Below are 19,814 nucleotides of genomic sequence, written 5' to 3'. Positions count from 1 at the left end.
TGAGTCCCGATCCAGCCCGTTGAAAAGTGGATATCTTCTCGGGAGTCGCATCATGCTAAAAGGTGGTTTGCTTTGGTTGATCGGCATTCCGTTGCCGATCATTCTGATCATCTACTTCTTCACCGGCTGGTTGCACTGAAGATTTCGCACCGGGAAAAAATAAGAAGGCCCCGCTTCACCGGCGGGGCCTTTTCTCATTCGGCCGCGTCGAGCCGTGGCCGCTCGATCTCGGCGCGCTCACGCTTCACCAACTCGGCGGTGAGGAACGCCACTTCCAGGGCCTGCTCCGCGTTGAGCCGCGGGTCGCAATAGGTGTGGTAGCGGTCTTGCAGGTCGTCGGCCGTCAGCGCCCGGGCGCCGCCCGTGCACTCCGTGACATCCTTGCCGGTCATCTCCAGGTGAATACCGCCCGCGATGGTCCCCTCGGCGCGATGGATGCCGAAGAAGCTCTCGATTTCCTGCATCACCCGCTCGAACGGACGGGTCTTGTACCCGCCGGCCGAGATGGTGTTTCCGTGCATGGGATCGCACACCCACACGACCTTTCGGCCCTCGCGCTCCACCGCCCGGATCAGCCCCGGCAGGTGATCGCCGACCTTGTCCGCGCCGAAGCGGCAGATCAGGGTCAGGCGACCGGCCTCGTTGCCCGGGTTCAATTGGTCGATGAGTCCGATCAGACCCTCGGCCGTCATCGACGGACCGCACTTCAGGCCGATGGGGTTCTTGATGCCGCGGGCGTACTCGATGTGCGCGTGGTCGGCCTGACGGGTCCGGTCGCCGATCCACAGCATGTGGCCCGACGTGGCGTACCAGTCGCCGCTCGTGGAATCGACGCGGGTCAGCGCCTCCTCGTAGCCAAGCAGCAGGGCCTCGTGACTGGTGTAAAAGTCCGTGGTGCGAACCTCCTGGTGCGTCTCGGGATTGATTCCGATGGCTCGCATGAAGTCGAGGGTCTCGGTCATCCGCTCGGCGCAATCGGCGTAGCGCGCGGATTGCGGCGAATCCTTCACGAAGCCCAGCATCCAGCGGTGCGAGTTCTCCAAGTTGGCGTAGCCGCCGGTGGCGAAGGCGCGCAGCAGGTTGAGCGTCGCCGCCGACTGGCGGTACGCCTCCAACTGCCGGCGCGGATCGGGAATGCGCGCCTCCTCGGTGAAGGTGAGGCCGTTGACGATGTCGCCGCGGTAGCTCGGCAGGCTGACACCGCCCAGGGTCTCGGTCGGCGACGAGCGCGGCTTGGCGAACTGCCCGGCGATGCGCCCGACCTTCACCACGGGCGATCCGCCCGCGAAAGTCAGGACGAGGGCCATCTGCAGGAACACGCGGAAGAAGTCGCGGATATTGTCGGCTGAATGCTCGTCGAAGCTCTCGGCGCAATCGCCACCCTGGAGAAGGAAGGCCTCGCCCGTGGAGACGCGCGCCAGGGCCGACTTCAGCTTGCGCGCCTCACCGGCAAAAACGAGGGGCGGGAAGCTCGCGAGTTGGGTCTCGACCGTCTCGAGAGCCGCCGCGTCCGGATAGGCCGGTACCTGCTGGATCGGCAGGTTGCGCCAAGATTTCGGCGTCCAACCAGTCTTCGATGTCCAACGCTCACCCATGATCGTCTCCCGCCACCCCTTGGCCGGCTTTCACGCGCAACACGATGCTGCGTGGAAAGCGCGGCTTATAGAGAGGTTTTCCGCAGGAGGCGAGTTAGCCCGGGAACCAGTCTGCCCTGCTTGAGGATCAGGCGACGTCGCCGTCCTCGATAGCGATTCCGTGCTCCGAGAGGATCCAGAAGATCGCCTCGAGATCCTCCGACGTCACGTCGCGCGGTGGCAAAGCCTCCTCGAGATCCTCGTAGGTCAGGCGGCGCATGCGTTGCGCCTCCGCTTTGGCCAGAAGCGTATCCACCGCCTTGCGCATGTCCGGCGGCAGGGCATCGTGGCTCGGCAGGCGATAGTCGTCGACCGGATGCAATGCCTCCGCCAGCATCCGGTCGATGATCACCTGACGGCGATCGTGCGCGTCGTCGTGCTGTTCCATGGGGGTTGTTATGGGTCGGCCAAGCGGTGCGTCGAGGGGTAAGGGTTAGGCCGGATGCGTGAGCGCCTCAAGACGCGGCAGCGCGCGCGACCCGCACTGGGATCGCCTTGGCCGCCGGGGTCTTCGCCTGTTCGTCGTGGTGCCAGAGCGGAATCAGCGGGTTCAGCTCCGGGTAATAACCACCACAATTGCCCGGCGGAATATCGTACTGGATCACCCGCAGGCCCTTCACCGATCGCTCGAAGCCGTCATCGGACGGCGTCGACAGATCGACGGTCTCGCCATCCTTCACACCGATCCGGGCCATGTCTCCGGCATTCATGAACAGGATCGCGCGCGTGCCCTTCACGCCGCGGAAGCGGTCGTCGTAGCCGTAGATCGTGGTGTTGAATTGGTCGTTGGAGCGAAGCGTCATCAGATCGAGGATGTCGGGGCCGCGGGAAGGCATGTCCGGGTTCTCGTCGAGGCCCTCCGGCACGATGAAGTTGGCCTTGCCCGTCTCCGTCTCCCACTTGCGCTCGCGGGCCGGGATCGGCTTGTGCAAACCACCCGGGTCGAACATCCGTCCGTTCAGGTCGTGGAACACCGTCGGATAGGTCGTCTCGATGGCATCGCGGATCTTGGCGTAGTCGCCGACCCAGGCATCCCAGGTCACCTTGGGATTGGAAGCCAGCGTCGCCTTGGCGAGTTCGGCGACGATCCACGGCTCGGAACGGACATGCGCGCTGACGGGCTTCGTCACGCCGCGCGAACCATGGAAACACGAGGTCGAATCCTCCATGGACACGGCCTGCGGGCCGGAGGCCTGCGCATCGATCTCGATGCGGCCGAGGCAGGGTAGGATGTAGGCGACCTTCCCGTTGACGAGGTGGGAGCGGTTGAGCTTCGTCGAGATCTGCACGGTCAGGCGCATGCGCCGCCACGCCTCCTCCATCCGGACCGTATCCGGGATGGCGCGGACGAAATTGCCACCGAGGCTCAGAAACGCCTTCACCGACCCGTCGACGATGCCTTCGCAGGCCTCGACGGTGTTGAGACCCTTCTCGCGCGGCGGCTCGAAACCGTACTGGGTGGCGAGCGCGTCGAGGGGGGCGAGTTCGGGCTTCTCGGTGATGCCCACCGTGCGCTGTCCCTGGACGTTGGAATGACCGCGTACCGGGCAGAGGCCAGCGCCGGGACGTCCGACATTGCCACGAAGCAGCATGAGGTTGACGAGCATCTGCACCGCCTCGGTGCCCTTGCGGTGCTGGGTGAGGCCCATGCCGTAGACGCCAAGGACGGCGCGCGCCCGGCCGTAGGCCGCGGCCGCTGCCTCGATGGCGTCTCGCGTCAGCCCGGAATGCGCTTCCAGGGTCGCCCAATCCTTGCGCTCGCAATAGGCCTTGAACGCATCGTACCCATGGGTGTGCTCCTCGATGAACGCCACGTCGAGGATTCGCGGACGACCCACGACCCGGGCTTCGTCGTCGGCGGCGAATAGGGCCTTGCACATGCCGGTGATGGCGGCGATGTCACCGCCGGCCTTGACCTGATGGTACTGCGTCGAGATCTGCGTCTCGCTGCGGGTCACCATCTCGACGGGCGATTGCGGGTTGGTGAACCGCTCCAGTCCGCGCTCGCGCAACGGGTTGAAGGTGACGATCGGCACCCGGCGCTTGCGCGCATCCTGCAGGGGGTGAAGCATCCGGGGCGCGTTTGAGCCGACGTTCTGACCGAAAAACAGGATCAGGTCGGTGCTCTCGAAATCCTCCAGCACCGTGGTGCCGACGGCCGAACCGATGGAGGCCTTGAGGCCCACCGAAGTCGGCTCGTGGCACATGTTGGACGAGTCGGGCAGGTTGTTGTTGCCGTACATCCGCGCGAACAGCGCGTACATGTACGAGGTTTCCAGGGATGCCCGGCCGGAGGCGTAGCAGACCACGGATTTCGGATCCAAGGCGCGCAACTCCCGCCCGATCTCGGCGAAGGCCTCGGCCCATTCGACCGGAACGTAGCGGTCGCTCACGGGATCGTAGCGCAAGGGATGGGTGAGACGGCCCTTCTCCTCCAGCGCGTAGTCGGTCCATCCCAGGAGTTCCGTGACCGTGTGCGCGGCGAAGAAATCCGGTCCGACGCGCTTCGTGGTCTGCTCCCAGGCGGTCGCTTTGGCGCCGTTCTCGCAATACTCGAAGGCGGCTGGCTTCTTCGGCTTCGACCAAGCGCAGGACGTGCACATGAACCCGTCGGGCTTGTTCTGCTTTAGGAGCAAAGCCGCGCCGGATACGGGAATCTCCTCGCGCAGCAGGATCTCCGCCAGCGACGACGCAGAGCCCCAGCCGCCCGCCGGACCGGTATAGGGTTCGATCTTCGGGTCGGCCATCTTGTCGGTCATGGGATATCCGGTTCGCGCGGTCGCCCTGGGGAGGCGCCCCTCGAAAGCGCTATCGGGAACCGGCCCCGGACCCGACCTGTTCCCGGCTGCGACGCCGGGTGCGCGCCGACCCCGCTAACCGACCGCTTCCGGATGCTTGGTGACCACGGGCGAGCGCATGGTGACGAGTTCCTCGCCGGCGGTCGGGTGGACCGCGATGGTACGATCGAAATCAGCCTTGGTGGCGCCCATGGTGACCGCGATGCCCACCGCCTGAATGATCTCGCCGGCATCGTGCCCGAGGATGTGGACGCCGACCACTCGGTCGCTGGCGCAATCGACGATCACTTTCATCAGGACCTTCTCATCGCGGCCCGACAGCGTCGCCTTCATCGGGCGGAAGCTCGACCGGTAGACGTCGATCTTTCCGTAGCGCTCCCGCGCCGTGCTCTCGTTGTGGCCGACGACGCCGATCTCCGGCGTCGAGAACACGGCCGTGGGGATGAGGTCGTGATTGACGGCCCACGATTTGTCCCCGAACACCGTGTCGGCGAAGGCGTGGCCCTCGCGGATGGCGATGGGGGTCAGCGCCGCGCGGTCGGTCACGTCGCCGACGGCGTAGATCGAAGGCACGCAGGTCTGGGAGAACGCGTCGACGGGGATCGCCCCGGCCTCGTCGAGAGTGATCCCGACGGATTCCAACCCGAGGCCTTCGACCTTCGGGCGCCGGCCCGTGGCGTAGAGAACCTGATCCACCTCGAGCGTCGTGCCGTCGCTCAGGGTCACGCCGAGGCCGCCAGCGACGCGCTCCAGGCGCTCGACGCTGATGCCGAGGCGCAAGTCCATGCGCCTGGCGTAAGCCTCGTCGAGGGCGTCGCGGATCTCGTCGTCGAAGCCGCGCAGGAGCCGGTCGCCGCGATGAGCCAGGGTGGTCTTCGAGCCGAGCGCCGCGAACACGCCGGCGAACTCCACCGCGATGTAGCCGCCACCGACAACGAGGATGCGTTCCGGCAGGCTTTCCAGCTCGAAGACCTCGTTGGAGGTGATGGCGAGCTCGCAGCCCGGCACCTCCGGGACTTTCACCGGATGCGCGCCCACGGCGACGAGGATGACCTTCGCCCGCACCCGCCGCCCGGAGGCAAGGCGCACCGTGTGGGCATCCTCGATCACCGCACGCTCATGCACGATCTCGACGCCGGCCTTGCCCAGATTGGTACCGTAGATGCCCTCCAGCCGCAGGACCTCGGCGTCGCGCCGCCGTTTCATCACGCTCCAGTCGAAGCGCGGCTCGGGCACGGTCCAGCCAAAGCCGGCGGCATCCTCGAACTCGTCGCGGAATCGGCTGGCATAGACCATGAGCTTCTTCGGGACGCAGCCCCGGATCACGCAGGTGCCACCGACCCGGTATTCCTCGGCGAGTTGGACCCGCGCGCCGTAGCCGGATGCGATGCGGGCGGCTCGCACACCGCCGGAGCCGCCGCCGATGACGAACAGATCGACGTCGAATTCCTGAGTCATGGATGCGGGTTCCGGCAATGGCAGCGTTGTGCGCCCTCCATCGCCCGAACCTCGCCCGGCTTCAACCGTGACAGTCTGGCCACGGCCCAACAAAAAGGCCGCCTCCCCTCGCGGGGAAGCGGCCCGATGGCCGGCGCGATGCGGCGATCGGCTTACTTGATCTTGGTTTCCTTGAAGTCGACATGCTTACGCACGACGGGGTCGTACTTCTTCATGGAGAGCTTCTCGGTCTGCGTGCGGGAATTCTTCTTCGTGACGTAGAAGTAGCCCGTGTCGGCGGTCGAGATCAGCTTGACTTTGACGGTGACGGCCTTGGCCATGGCGCGGCGCTCCTGTGATGGCGGCATTCCGCATCAGCGAAACGCAAAAGGGCCGGCCCGAGCCGGCTGAATACCGGCGCGTGATTGCCCCATCGGACCGGGTTCGTCAAGGCCGGGGATAGCCTTGCAGGCGCCAAGCCACGAGTCCCGCATAGGCGAGGAACAGGACGCAGAGGCTGTAGGCGAAGCCCTGGGGCGGCACGAGGTCCATGCCGCCGCCGATAATCGGGGGGCCGACCATGAGGCCGACATTGTAGAGAAGCACGAAAGCCGCGTTGGCCCCGGCGAGTTCCGGCCCGCGCACACTGGCGCCGAGTTGAGCCAGCCCCACGGTGTAGAGCGTGCCGGCCAAGCCGCCCCAGACGAAGAGGAGCACCAAGAGCGTCGGAAAGGACGCCGAGGCGACGGGAATCAGGATCGAGCCGACGGCTCCGCACAGGGCCGAGGCCAGGAGGACGATGCGCCGGTCGATGCGGTCGGCGAGCCAGCCGAACGGGATCTGGAACACGACGTTGCCGAGGGCCAGGACCGAGACGAGACCGGCCGCCGTCTGCGCGTCGTAGCCGAGGCGCAGGCCGTAAAGCGGCAGGATCGCGAAGCCCCCGGTCTCGACGGCACCGTAGACCAGGGCGGCCCCGGTCGCTGCCGGCGCGAGGCGCAGATACGCCAGGATCGAACGACTGCCGCCGTGCCCGATCTCCGGCGAGAGGCCGCGCGCCAGCAGCAGCGGGACCATGGCGACGAGGAACAGGCACGACCCGGCGAGGTAGGGCGCGTAACCTTCGGTGCCGAGGAGGGCGAGCAGGGTCGGGCCGACGGCGAAGCCAAGGGCCAGCACGGTGGCGTAGATGCCCATCACCAACCCGCGCCGGGCCGGCGGGGCGGCCTCGCTGATCCAGAACTCGGACAGGACGAACAGGACGCCGAGGGTGGCCGAGAACACGAACCGCAGGGGAAACCACCAGGCGATGTCCTGGAACAGCTTGAAGCCCGTGAGCATGAGAGCGCCGAGCCCCAACGACAGGACCAGCAAACGGACCACGCCGATGCGCGCGGCCACGCGCGGCACGAACGGAACCGTGAGGATACTGGCGAGGCCGGCCACGGCGGTGTTGATGCCGATCAGAGTGCTCGACGCACCCATCCGTGCCATCTCGATGGACAGGAGCGGGATGGTGAGGCTGAGGCCGATGCCGACGACGGCGACACAGACGATGGCGGCGGTGATGGAGGCGAAACGGGCGCGATCGTCGGGCTGCGACGGGTCCTGAACGAGCATGATCGGCGAAATCGGTCCTGGGCGGGCCGCGCCGCGGCCTCGGGACCGCTTTCTCTACGCCGAGGTGGACGAGCGCAACCGCCAGAGCCGCGTCAGCGCGCCGCCGCCGTCACGGGCTTGTCGTCGGTCTTGGGAACCTGCCGCTCGATTCTCTGGCCGTCGCGCAGGTCGGCGGGTGGGCTGAGGACGATCTGCTCACCACCCTCCAGCCCCCGGTCGATCTCCAGGACCGTGCCGAGATCGCGCTGGACATGGACGTTGCGCCAGCGCGCCTGCCCGTCGGCGCCCGCGATCGCCACTTGGGTGCCGCGCTGATTGAAAACCATGGCCTCCGCCGGGATCACCGCGACGGATTGCGTGCGCGGCACCTTGAAGGTCACGGAGACATAAAGGCCCGCGCGAAGCGTCAGATCGGCGTTCGGGACGTCGACCTGCGTGGTGAGGGTGCGCGACGACAACAGAAGGGCGACGGAGCTGCGCTCGACCTTGCCCGAGAACACGCGGCTGGGCATCTGCGGTACGCGGACGGCGGCATCCAATCCCTCGCGAATCCCCCCCGCCGCACTCTGGGGCACGTTGACGGAGACGCGCAGGACGTCGTCGCGGTCCATGGCGAGAAGGGCCGTCCCGGTGCCGTCGGCGTGGACGAGGTCGCCGACATCGACACCCCGTGTGGTGATCACCCCGTCGAAGGGCGCGACGATATCCTTGAAACCCGTCAGCGCCTTCAGGCGGTCGACCGTGGCGGTCTGCGCCTTGATGTTGGCCTCGGCCACCTTCACGCCGGCCTGGGCCGAGGCGAGGGTCGCGGTCTGGCTCAGCACGCTCGCCTGGGAATTGTCGGCGTTCTGTTTCGAGGCCCAGCCCTGGCCGGCGAGGGTCGAGGTTCGGGAATTGGTGACGTTGGCGAGGCCGACGTTGGCCTTGGCCTGATCGACCATGGCGCGGGCCTGGAGGAGTTGCGCCTCGAGCTGCCCGACCTGCGCCTCGGCCTGCGCGAGCTGCTGGTCGAGGTCGGGTGCGGCGATTCGCAGGAGGATGTCGCCCTTGCGCACGCGGGAGCCGATGTCGACGCGGCGCTCGGCGATGTACCCGGTGGCGCGGGCGTAGAGCGCCGCCCGCGCGAAGGCATCGGTCTGGCCCGGCAGGGTGATCTCCATGGGCTTGTCGGCCCGATCCACCGTGGCCGTGCGCAGGCGCGGCACGTGGGTGTCGATCCTGCGCTGGGTTTCCGTGGCGGCGGCGCGCTGCTGCCACTGGCCGTAGCCGCCCCAGGCCAGGAGCCCGGCGATCCCGAGGCCGACGAGGACGAACGGGCCGGCGCGCGGCGGCGGCGGCACGTCGGACGGGTCGCGGGGGCTGTAGGTCACGCGTAATCCTCCAGGGGCCGAACCTCGCCCCGGCGCAGGAGCGCGTAGAGGAACGGCACGAACAGCAGCGTCGAGGGGGTACCGACGGCGATGCCCCCCATCACGGCGCGGGCGAGGGCCGCGTTCTGCTCACCGCCCTCCCCCGTGCCGAGCGCCATGGGGATGAGGCCGAGGAACATGGCGCCCGCCGTCATCAGCACCGGGCGCAGACGGGTCTCGCCGGCGATGAGCGCGGCCTCGACCGCGCTGCATCCCGTGGCTTCCCGGTGTTCCTTCGCGAAGGTGACGAGGAGGATCGAGTTGGCCGACGCGATACCGACCGACATGATCGCTCCGAACAGCGAGGGAATCGAGATCGTCGTCCCGGTGATGAACAAGCTGGCGACGATACCACAGAAGGCGAGCGGCAGGGCCGCCAGCACCACGAAGGGGTCGCCCCAGCTCTGGAAGTTCACGGCCATCAGCAGGTAGACGGCCACCAGCGCGATGGCGAGGCCGACCTGAAGCCGCGTGAAGGCCGATTGCATGCTCTCGATCTGGCCCCGGACGGTGATCTTGTCCGGCGCCGGCAGGCCCTTCTGTTCGTCCGCCACGATGGCGCGGATCTCCTTTGCCACGGACCCGAGATCCGAATCCTGAACCGCCGCGTAGACGTTGAAGGTCGGCTGGGTGTTGACGTGGTTGATGACCGTCTGTGTGCCCTCGCGACGCATGGTCGAGACGCTGGAGAGCAGCGTCAGCACGCCGGGCGCCTCCGGACCGCCCTGAACGAGGAGCGGTGTGTTCTCGAGGGCGGTGAGGGAGTCGTTGCGGAATTCGGGGGTCTGGACCCAGAGCTGATAGGGAATGCCGGTCTTCGGGTCTGTCCAGAAGTTCGGCGTCACCTGGAAAGAGCCCGATAGGGAGACGTTGAGCCCCTGCGCGATCTGCTGCTGGGTCAGGCCGAGCTCCGAGGCGAGCTTGCGATCGACGTCGACGAAGAATTGCGGCGTACCGACGATCTGATGGAGATGGACGTCGACGGCCCCGCGCGTCGCCCTGAGCCGACGGACGATGTTCTGTGCGACCTCCAGATCCTTCGCGGTGTTGCGACCGGAAACCTGGATGTCGATCTGCGCCAGGGTACCGAAGTTGAGAATCTGGGTGATGATGTCCGAAGGTTGGAAGTAGAACACCACGTCGGGAAAACGCTCGCGCAGCACCTCGCGCAATTGCTTCGTATAATCGGCGACGGATCCATGACCTTCCTTGAGATTGATCAACATCTGACCGTCGTTGTAGGCGACGAACGAACCATCCGAGAAGGCGAAGTTGTAGTTATTCGACGGCAGGCCGATGTTGTCGAGGATCTGATCGATCTCACCCTCGGGAATCACTTCCCGGACCACGCGCGAGACGTCGGCGAACACCTGCTCCGCCGTTTCGATCCGCATGCCCGGGCGGGTGCGCAAATGTAGGGTCATCTGGCTCGACGCCACCTGCGGGAAGTAGTCCTGGCCGACGAAGGTGAACAGGCCCGCCGAGCCCGCGAGCACGCCGGCGACCACCGCGAGAGTCGCGACGCGCCGGGCCAGCACGACGTGCAAGAGGCCGACATAGCCGCGGTGGAAGCGGGTGAAACGCGCCTCGAACCCGTGGCCGATCCAGCCGGCGAGCCGCAGGAAAGGACGGCCGAGCCAAGCGAGGGCGCGAGCGATGCGGCCCCGGCGCGGAGGCGCGCCGCCGCCGTGGCGCTCGGCGTATTCGCGCGCCACCAGGACATCGATGAGCACCGGCACCAGGGTGCGCGACAGGACGTAGGAGGTCAGCATCGCGAACACGACCGCCAGCGCCTGGGGCGTGAACAGGTACTTGGGCGTGTCGGTCAGCGCGAAGACCGACACGAAGGCGGCGCAGATCGACAGCGTCGAGATCAAGGCCGGCTTGGCGATGCCGGCCGCACCCTCGACCACGGATTTCCGGAACGGCTCACCCTCCTCGAACAGCCGATAGGTGTTCTCGATGGCCACCGTCGCGTCGTCGACGAGGATGCCGACGGCCAGCGCCAAGCCGCCGAGCGTCATCACGTTGATGGTCTCGCCGAGTGCGGCGAGGATGGCGAGCGACGTGAGGATCGAGAGGGGAATCGAGACCAGCACCACGATGGTGGAGCGCCAGGAGCCGAGGAACAGCAGGATGGTGAGGCCCGTCAGCGCCGCGGCGATCACCGCCTCGTGGATCACCCCCTCGATGGCGGCAGAGACGAAGACCGACTGGTCGAACAGGGGCTTGAGGGTCATGCCCTGGGGGGCGGCGGCGCGGATATCGGGGAGCGCCTTCTTGACGTTGTTGACGACGTCGAGGGTCGAGGCGGTTCCGTTCTTGAAAATCCGCATCAGCACCGAATGCACACCGTCGGCGCGCACGATATTGACCTGCGGCGGACCGCCGTCGCGGACGTGAGCCACGTCGCGCACCAGGATCGGCTGGCCACCCACCACACGGATGGGGATCTGGTTCAAGGCGTCGATGGCGTCGGGCGAGGCATTGAGCTGAATCGGGTATTGTTGCTCGCCGATCTTGGCGAGGCCCGAGGGCACCGTGAGGTTCTGAGCGGTGACGGCGTTGGTGACGTCGAGTGCCGTGAGCCCGAGCGCCTGGAGCGCGTGAAGGTCCAGATCGACCATGATCTGGCGCGGCGTGCCGCCGAAGGGCGACGGAAGGGTCGAGCCCGGCACCTGGGTCAGGCGTTGGCGGATGCGGTATTGTGCGTAGTCGTAGACCTTGGTCAGGCTCTCGCGGTCGGAGGCGAGGGAGAGCTGGATGACCGGTACGGAGGAGGCCGAGAATCGCAGGACGATGGGCGGCTGAACACCAGGCGGCATGGTCGCGCGGATGGAATTCATCGCCGAGACGGTCTGGGCGATGGCGAGATCGATGCTCACGGCCCCGTCGAAATAGATCTTCTGAATCGCCGTACCCTGCAGGGTGGTCGATTCCATACGGGCGATGTTGTTGACGTTGTTGGAGAGCGAGAACTCGGCGTAGGTGGTGATGCGCCGTTCCATCTCGGAGGTGGAGAGCCCGTTATAGGTCCACACCACCACGACCACCGGAATATCCACGGTGGGCAGCACGTCCTTCGGCGCCACCACCACAGCCGCCGCCCCGCCGAGCATCATCAGCACGGCGAGCACGTAGATCGTGATCCGGAACTTCAGCGCGTATTGAACGAGACCCATGCCGTCTCCACGAACGAGCGCTCAGCCGTGGTCGCACAGGCTGCCAGCCGGGACCCATGGATACTGGATGCAGGGGATTTGTTTCGGGATGAATGCTGACCGGCGCGACACAGGCGCCCGATCGGGCGCCCGTACGCTAGATACGGATCGGGTGGGGTGTCTCAACAGCAACGAAAGCCGTTCCGGTTCCCCACTCCGAAGCGGGCATTCTCGCGGTTCCGAAAGAATTCCCGCTCGCTCATCGGCTCCTGATCCGCATGCGTCCTGCGGATGTGGCTGGCATAGGCCTCGTAATCGCCCTGCCCGACCATGAGGCGGGCGCCGTCGCAGACGCATTTCGAGAAGGTCTTGAGACGGTCCCGCAACTCCATCGACGACAGCGCCATGGTGCCTACTCCGCTGCGACGGCGGCGGGGCCGCCGCTCTCCAGGGCTGTCCAGCGATCGGCGCGATAGGCCTTCACGCAAGCCTTGATGCCGAAGACGCCGATGGCCACCACCAGCCCGACGAACATCACCGCGAGGGCCGCGTCGATGCGGTCGTTGAAGACGATCTTGTGCATGTCGGCCATGTTCTTGGCCGGAGCCAGCACCTTGCCCTCGGCGATCGCCGCCGAGAAGCGGTCGGCATGCGATAGGAAGCCGATCTTGGGGTCCGCCGAGAAGATCTTCTGCCAGCCGGCGGTGAGGGTGCAGATGCACAGCCACACGGTGGGGATGATCGTGACGAAGGCGTAGCGCTCGCGCTTCATTTTGAAGATCACCACGGTGGCGAGCGTCAGGGCCACGGCGGCCAGCATCTGGTTCGAGATGCCGAACAGCGGCCACAAGGTGTAGATGCCGCCGAGCGGATCGGTGACGCCCTGGTAGAGGAAGTAGCCCCAGGCGCCGACGCACAGCGCGGTGGCCAGGATGCTGGGCGCCCAGGCCGTGGTGTCCTTGAACGTCGGTGAGATCAGCCCGAGAAGATCCTGCAGCATGAAGCGGCCGGCCCGGGTGCCCGCGTCCACGGCGGTCAGGATGAACAAGGCTTCGAACAGGATGGCGAAATGGTACCAGAACGCCATCATGGCCTTGCCGCCGATGGCGGAGGAGATGATGTGCGCCATGCCGACCGCGAGGGTCGGCGCACCGCCGGCGCGGGAGATGATCGAGTGCTCGCCGACGTCGACTGCAGTCTGGGCGATCTGTTCGGCGGTGATCGCAAAGGCCGGGTCGAGTTTCGTCACCGCGGCGGCGGCGCTCTCCGGCGTCGTGCCGACGAGGCCGGCGGGCGAGTTCATAGTGAAGTAGATACCCGGCTCGATGACGCTGGCCGAGACCAGGGCCATGACGGCCACGAAGCTCTCCATGAGCATGCCGCCGTAGCCGATGAAGCGTGCGTCGGATTCCCGTTCGATGAGCTTGGGGGTGGTGCCCGACGAGATCAGGGCGTGGAAGCCCGACACCGCGCCGCACGCGATGGTGATGAAGAGGAACGGGAACAGCGTGCCGGCCCAGACCGGACCGGACCCGTCGACGAACTTGGTGACCGCCGGCATCTTCATGTGCGGGGCGACGTAGACGATGCCGAGCGCCAGGCCGACGATGGTACCGATCTTGAGGAAGGTCGAGAGGTAGTCGCGCGGGGCGAGGAGCAGCCAGACTGGAAGGATCGAAGCGACGAAGCCGTAGCCGATGAGCATCCAAGTGAGCTGGGTACCGGTGAAGGTGAAGAACGGGCCCCAATACGGATCGGCCGCGACGTTGCCGCCGTACACGATGGCGAGCATCAGCAACACGAAGCCGAGGATCGAGACCTCGCCGACCTTCCCGGGGCGGATGTAGCGGGCATAGAGGCCCATCATCATAGCGATCGGGATCGTCGCCGCGACGGTGAAGGTGCCCCATGGGCTCTCGGCCAGAGCTTTCACGACGATCATCGCCAGCACGGCGAGGAGGATCACCATGATCATGAAGGTGCCGAACAGGGCGATGACGCCCGGAATGGTGCCGAGTTCGGCGCGGATCAATTCACCGAGCGAGCGGCCGTCGCGGCGCATCGAGATGAACAGGATCATGAAGTCCTGCACGGCGCCGGCGAGAACCACACCCGCGAGGATCCAGAGCAGGCCAGGCAGGTACCCCATCTGCGCGGCGAGCACGGGGCCGACCAGGGGCCCGGCGCCCGCGATGGCGGCGAAATGGTGCCCGAAAAGCACGTTGCGGTTCGTGGGGACGTAATCGAGACCGTCGTTGTGCACGTGGGCGGGCGTCTGGCGCGTATCGTCCAGGCGCATGACCTTGCTGGAAATAAAGAGCGAGTAGTAGCGGTACGCGATCAGGTAGGTGCAGACCGCCGCCACGACGATCCAGAGAGCGTTGACCGTCTCGCCCCGGGTCGTGGCAACGATGGCGAGGGCGGCCGCGCCCAACGCTCCGACGAGGGCCCATGGCCCGTGCTTGGTGATCGCACTCATCGACGTCTCGCTCCTGCGACCTGTCCTTGCTGGCAGATCGTCAAGCCCCCTTGTTACGCAATTCGACGGCGAGGGCCAGACATCTCGCGCGATCCGCAAACATCATTTGCAGAGTGTCACCAGCTCGCCCACGGCCGGCAGATCAATCGACCACGATCACCCGGTTCGGCAGGAGGTCAGGTCCGCCGCCGCGCTCCGGCAGTTCGGCCGCGAGAATCGCCCCGACATCCGCCACGGCGGCGATGAGACCAGCCTCCATCTCACCCCGGCGCAGGGCTCCGAGCAGCGCACCGATGGAAGCGTTCCAGGCGGCGGACGGAACCCGAGCGGCGATCCCGGAATCGGTTACGATCTCGGCATGCCCCTCGGCGCAGGCGAGAAAGATGAGCACCCCGGTGCGCTCCGGCGTCCGTGCCAGCCCCCGCGAACAGAATTCCCGCCGCGCCGCCTCATGCGCCCGGGCCCGGCGGATCGCGCGCGGCACGAGAACCATCCGCAGGCGCGGGTGCAAACCGGCCGCCAGGGCCGCGAGAACGACGACGGCCTGCCCGAGGGCGATGGAGACGGCGCTCCACGGCGTCAGCAGGATCAGCGGCCAGGGCACGAGGAGGCCGCAGACCAGGGCGAAAGCCAAGGGCGCCGACCGGTAGGATCCCGCGCGGGCCGCGACCAGGACGACGATCTCGCCCGATGTCGCGGCTTCCGCACGGCTGACGGCTTCGGCGATCCGCGTCCGTTCCGCGCAGTCCAGGATCGGCTTACCAGTCACCCGAGGCTCCTCCGCCACCCGACGAACCGCCCCCACCCGAAAATCCGCCACCATCGCCGAAGCCGCCCGAAACGCCGCCGCTCCACCCGCCGGAGGACGGGCCGGGAAGAATGACGAAACCGCCGCCGCGCCGCCCGCGATTCATCCGGTAGGCGAGAAACAGGATCACCAGGAAGATGACGATGAAGACGATGACTTGGCCGGGGTCGGCCTCGTCGCGGCGGATCTCGGCCTTGCGATGCCATGTCTCGGCATCTCCGGACAGGATCGACAGCATGGCATCGGCGCCGGCGTTCAGACCACCGACGTAATCCCCATCCTTGAAGCGTGGGGCGATCGCCGTGGTGATGATCACCTTCGACAGGGCATCCGTCAGGGCTCCCTCGAGACCGTATCCGACCTCGATACGAACCTTGCGGTCCTTGGGTGCCACGATAAGCAAAGCGCCGTTGTCGGTCTTCTTCTGGCCGAGGGCCCAATACCGGAACAGCCGGTTGGCGTAATCCTCCACCGTCAGGCCCTGGAGGTCCGGCACCGTGGCGACCACGACCTGATCGGAGGTCTTGTCCTCGTAGGACTTGAGCTTCGATTCGAGGCCGGCGCGATCCTCCGGTTTCAGGATACCAGCCGCATCGACGACCCGTCCAGTCAGTGCTGGGAAGGACGGATCGGCCGCGAGCGCCAGTCCCGCCTGGAACACGAGGGCGAGCCCAAGAAGGACGGCACGCAATCCTCGCCCCGGGATCACCGGCATGAACGTCTAAAACTTCACGTTCGGCGGCCGCTCGGAATTCGGCGTCGCCGTAAAGGTCTCCATCGGCTTGGCTTCGGGATAGAACCACGCCGCGATCCAGCGTCCGGGAATCGTCCGGACCTCGGTGTTGTAGGCCTGCACCGCGCCGATGTAGTCGCGGCGCGCCACGGCGATCCGGTTCTCGGTGCCCTCGAGCTGCGACTGCAGGGCAAGGAAGTTCTGGTTCGATTTGATGTCGGGATAGCGTTCCACCGTCACCAGCAGGCGTCCGAGGGCACCCGAAAGCTGGTTCTGGGCATCTTGGAATTCCTTGAACTTCTGCGGATCGGTCACCGTCGAGGCGTCGACCTTGACGCTGGAAGCCTTGGCCCGCGCCTCGGTGACGCCGACGAGCACGTCCTTTTCCTGCTGGGCGTAGCCCTTCACCGTCTCAACGAGATTGGGGATCAGGTCGGCCCGGCGCTGGTACTGGTTCTGCACCTCGCTCCACGACGATTTGGCACTCTCCTCGAGGGTCGGCACCCGGTTGATGGCGCCGCATCCCGCGAGGGAGGTCGCGAGCGCCAAGGCGACGAAAGCCGTGCGGATCCGACCGAAGACGGAGGGTCCGGCCGAAAGGGCGGCGCCAGGCTGCATGAACGAGACTCCCGGGGGCAACGACGTGCGGAACCGCACTACCCTGCGACAGATAGGCATGACCTTAGGCACGGGAAGGGCCCGGCCCGACATACGCCACGGGAAACGCGTGCCGGAGGCCTCGGTACGACCTCGAAAATACCTCCTCCGGACCTCCGCGCCGCCGCCGTCGCGCTGTTGACAAGGCAGGGAGGTTCGGTGCGCTGTGCCGGGCATGGACGGTACTGCACTCGCCCCGCAAGAGAAGCCGAGGGTCTCCATTACCTACTGCACGCAGTGCCAGTGGCTCCTGCGTGCAGCCTGGATGGCCCAGGAACTGCTCTCCTCCTTCCGGGACGATATCGGGGAGGTCGCCCTGATTCCCGGAACCGGAGGCGTATTCATCATCGCCTGCGGCCCCGACACCATCTGGGACCGAACGCTGGATGGCGGCTTTCCGGACGTGAAGGCCCTGAAGCAACGGGTGCGGGACCGGGTCAGTCCGGCGCGCGATCTCGGTCACGTCGATCGCCCATGAGGGAGCCCGAGCCGCATTCCGGCGATGGCACGCACGTGCCCGGTGGCTTCCCACCCGAGCGAACGCGGTTCGGACGATTCCGGCGGCGCTCGAAGCGTCTCGGCCGGCTCATTCCCGATCTCTGGCGCCGGGACGTCTCGACACAGGTCTACCTCATCGCCCTCGTCGTCGCGCTGATCGGGCCGGGCCTCTTGTTCACCGCGATCCTGCTCGTTCGCTACGCCGGAACCGAGCGGGCACGCTTCGAACAGGATGCCCGCGAGAACGTCCGGAGCATCGCCCTATCGGTGGACCGGGATACGGCCGGCCTCGTTTCCGTGCTCCAGACCCTCGCGACCTCGCCACGCCTGAGGGATTCGGAGTTCGCGAATTTCGACACGCAGGCGCGCCTCGTCCGCGACGCCGTCGGTCTCGACCTCCTCCTGCGCCGGCCCGACGGGCAGCAACTCGTCAACACGGCGGTTCCCATTGGCGCACCGATGCCGAAGGGGAGCCTGCCATTCGACCGGGAGATCACGGCGGGCGGGCAACGGGCCGTCGTGTCCGGGCTGCTGCACGGAGCGACTCCGCGGGCGGCCACCTACGCCATTGCGGTTCCGGTGATGCTCGACACCGAAGTCGCCTACATCCTCAGCTTCACCGCGCCCGTGGGACGTCTGCAGGCCCTCACCGCCCGGGAGAGCATCGTCGGCTGGACCACGGGCATCTCCGACCGGGACGGGATCGTGCTCACACGCATTCCCGATGCGGACGCCATCGTCGGTCAGCCACGCCTGGCGACCCTGCGGCAGAAGCAGACCGGTACCCCGGGGGTCTGGGAGGGCAAGGACCGGGCGATGCGGCCCGTCACCGTCGTCGAGGCCCGCGCCCGGCTCACCGGATGGACGGTGGGCGCCGTCATCCCGCAATCCCTCGTCGAGGCACGCCTGCACGGCTGGATCTGGGCGTTCTGCGGCTTCGGGCTCCTCGTCCTGGCGACCTCGTCGGTCCTGGCCGTGAGCCTGTGGTCTCGGGTGGCGCGCCCCCTGCGGCGCCTGGCGGCGACGGGGCCGGCCCTGGCGCGCGGCGAGGCGATCCCGCGCATCACCTCGCCGATCAACGAGATCCGCAGCCTCGGCGAGGTCCTCGCCGAGGCCTCCGAGCGCCTGCGGACCCGCATTACCGAACGTGACCGGGCCCTGGCCGAGACCGAACGCGGCTTGAGCGCCTTGCGGGAAAGCGAGGCGCGGTTCCGGCACATGGCCGATTCGGCGCCGGCCCTGATCTGGATGACCGACGCGTCGGCCGAGATCAGCTTCACCAACATGCATTTCGAGCATCTTTTCGGTGCGGCGGCCCACACCCTCGCGGGCGACGGCTGGCACCGGATCGTCCATGCCGACGACCTGCCCGGATTCTCGGCCCTGTTCCGAGAGGCGTTCGAGGCTCGCCAGCCGTTCCGTGGCGAGGTCCGCGTCATTGACCGCACGGGACGCATCCGCTGGCTCCGCTGCGAGGGCGTGCCGCGCCAGGACGATACCGGGACGTTCCTCGGCTACACCGGATGCAATGTCGACATCACCGACGCCAAGCGCGCCGAGGAGCATCTCCTGCTCCTGATCCACGAACTCAATCACCGGGTGAAGAACACCCTCGCCACCGTGCAATCCATCGCCGGCCAGTCCCTGCGCCGGCTCGAGGGTGAGGACGCGGCCGCCGCCCGTGCCGCGTTCGAGGCACGCCTCCTCGCCCTGGCGCGGGTTCACGACGTGCTCACCCGCGAGAGTTGGGAAGGGGCCGAACTCGCCACGGTGGTGGCCGACGCCATCGCACCGCTCGATGCGTACGGGCCGAATGGCGATCCGCAATCTTCCCGCTTCCGCGTCACCGGACCACCCCTGCGCCTACCGCCGCGCTTCGCCCTCTCCATCGCCATGGCGCTTCACGAACTCGGGACCAACGCGGTCAAGTACGGGGCACTGTCCCGCGAAGGCGGCCGTGTCGCGATCGCCTGGTCGGCGATCCGGGATCCGGAGCTGCGCCTTCACCTCCGTTGGAGCGAGAGCGGCGGTCCGCCCGTCGTGCCGCCGACCCGGACGGGATTCGGCTCCCGCCTGATCGAGCGCAGCCTCGCCCGTGATCTCGCCGGAGAGGTCAAGCTTCACTACGCCTCGGACGGCGTGGTCTGCACCATCGAGGCACCGGTGCCATCCCCGACGCTCATGGAGCGCAAGGCCGGACTTGTTCTTCCGGCCGTCGACATCCCCTTGCCCGGCCCTGTCGGAACGGACGCGGGCGGCATCGCAGCACGGGCGTGACCCCGAGGGTCGATCACATTCCTACGATTCTTGTACGGCTCCGAAGCGACGCCGTGATGCCATTGCATCGCAAAGGCTTGGGGAAATGGTTTATCGGTATTTACCTCGCCCTATCGCAATTCGATTTGCACCGCACAATGGTAGCGATACACAACCTGCCAATACGTTCTGAGCGCTGCATCGCAAGATTAAGCACAACTCAAGGATAGATGCCGGACTCGAATGCAAGTCGATTGATGTCCATGCCTTCAGCGTTTCTTAACTGGGGGACACTAATTTTTAGGCACCACCAACAGGACGCCC

At 66.8% G+C, this 19,814-nt stretch carries 15 protein-coding genes; 2 read left to right on the top strand and 13 right to left on the bottom strand.

What is annotated here, in order from left to right:
• Positions 1-194 precede the first annotated feature (194 nt).
• The 13 genes from ASF22_RS20580 to ASF22_RS20520 form a co-directional block, all read right to left on the bottom strand.
• On the bottom strand, positions 195-1,595 hold the full coding sequence (locus ASF22_RS20580; RefSeq protein ID WP_056267822.1) for a 3-deoxy-7-phosphoheptulonate synthase class II: 1,401 nt from the start codon (positions 1,593-1,595) through the stop codon (positions 195-197).
• Positions 1,596-1,722: 127 nt separating this feature from the next.
• Complete coding sequence (locus ASF22_RS20575) at positions 1,723-2,022, bottom strand: RNA polymerase sigma factor region1.1 domain-containing protein (protein ID WP_056176006.1); 300 nt, start codon at positions 2,020-2,022, stop codon at positions 1,723-1,725.
• A gap of 67 nt (positions 2,023-2,089) precedes the next feature.
• On the bottom strand, positions 2,090-4,381 hold the full coding sequence (locus ASF22_RS20570) for an FdhF/YdeP family oxidoreductase (RefSeq protein ID WP_056267947.1): 2,292 nt from the start codon (positions 4,379-4,381) through the stop codon (positions 2,090-2,092).
• 126 nt (positions 4,382-4,507) lie between these two features.
• Entirely contained in the window at positions 4,508-5,890 is a 1,383-nt protein-coding gene (gor, locus tag ASF22_RS20565) for a glutathione-disulfide reductase (protein WP_056267819.1), read from the bottom strand.
• Between the two features lie 152 nt (positions 5,891-6,042).
• On the bottom strand, positions 6,043-6,210 hold the full coding sequence (gene rpmG, locus ASF22_RS20560) for a 50S ribosomal protein L33 (protein ID WP_018044575.1): 168 nt from the start codon (positions 6,208-6,210) through the stop codon (positions 6,043-6,045).
• 106 nt (positions 6,211-6,316) lie between these two features.
• A complete protein-coding gene (locus tag ASF22_RS20555; protein ID WP_056267815.1) occupies positions 6,317-7,489 on the bottom strand; it encodes an MFS transporter in 1,173 nt (390 codons plus the stop codon).
• A 92-nt stretch (positions 7,490-7,581) separates the two neighbouring features.
• Entirely contained in the window at positions 7,582-8,859 is a 1,278-nt protein-coding gene (locus ASF22_RS20550) for an efflux RND transporter periplasmic adaptor subunit (protein WP_056267812.1), read from the bottom strand.
• On the bottom strand, positions 8,856-12,080 hold the full coding sequence (locus ASF22_RS20545; RefSeq protein WP_056267810.1) for an efflux RND transporter permease subunit: 3,225 nt from the start codon (positions 12,078-12,080) through the stop codon (positions 8,856-8,858). The genes ASF22_RS20550 and ASF22_RS20545 overlap by 4 nt, the downstream gene beginning before the upstream one ends.
• Positions 12,081-12,241: 161 nt before the next feature.
• Positions 12,242-12,466, bottom strand: coding sequence for a YbdD/YjiX family protein (locus ASF22_RS20540; protein WP_056097260.1), 225 nt, complete (start codon positions 12,464-12,466; stop codon positions 12,242-12,244).
• 5 nt (positions 12,467-12,471) lie between these two features.
• Positions 12,472-14,538 (bottom strand): carbon starvation CstA family protein, encoded by a 2,067-nt coding sequence (locus tag ASF22_RS20535; protein WP_056175991.1) that lies wholly within the window; start codon positions 14,536-14,538, stop codon positions 12,472-12,474.
• A 142-nt stretch (positions 14,539-14,680) separates the two neighbouring features.
• A complete protein-coding gene (locus ASF22_RS20530) occupies positions 14,681-15,307 on the bottom strand; it encodes a TPM domain-containing protein (protein ID WP_056267807.1) in 627 nt (208 codons plus the stop codon).
• Entirely contained in the window at positions 15,297-16,061 is a 765-nt protein-coding gene (locus tag ASF22_RS20525; RefSeq protein WP_056267804.1) for a TPM domain-containing protein, read from the bottom strand. Before ASF22_RS20525 ends, ASF22_RS20530 begins: the two co-directional genes overlap by 11 nt.
• Before the next feature lie 6 nt (positions 16,062-16,067).
• Positions 16,068-16,697 carry a LemA family protein gene (locus ASF22_RS20520; RefSeq protein WP_056267801.1) on the bottom strand — a complete coding sequence of 210 codons (630 nt, stop codon included), beginning with the start codon at positions 16,695-16,697 and terminating at the stop codon, positions 16,068-16,070.
• A 214-nt stretch (positions 16,698-16,911) separates the two neighbouring features.
• Here ASF22_RS20520 and ASF22_RS20515 point away from each other — a divergent pair, with 214 nt between their 5' ends.
• Positions 16,912-17,214: a SelT/SelW/SelH family protein gene (locus ASF22_RS20515; protein ID WP_056267799.1), complete on the top strand. Its 303-nt coding sequence runs from the start codon at positions 16,912-16,914 to the stop codon at positions 17,212-17,214.
• Positions 17,211-19,511 carry an HWE histidine kinase domain-containing protein gene (locus ASF22_RS20510; protein ID WP_082483889.1) on the top strand — a complete coding sequence of 767 codons (2,301 nt, stop codon included), beginning with the start codon at positions 17,211-17,213 and terminating at the stop codon, positions 19,509-19,511. The genes ASF22_RS20515 and ASF22_RS20510 overlap by 4 nt, the downstream gene beginning before the upstream one ends.
• Positions 19,512-19,814 lie beyond the last annotated feature (303 nt).

This window comes from Methylobacterium sp. Leaf87, from assembly GCF_001422775.1.
Taxonomy (GTDB): Bacteria; Pseudomonadota; Alphaproteobacteria; order Rhizobiales; family Beijerinckiaceae; genus Methylobacterium.
Note: the sequence above shows the minus strand (reverse complement) of the source record. Positions and strands in the feature narration are given on the sequence as shown.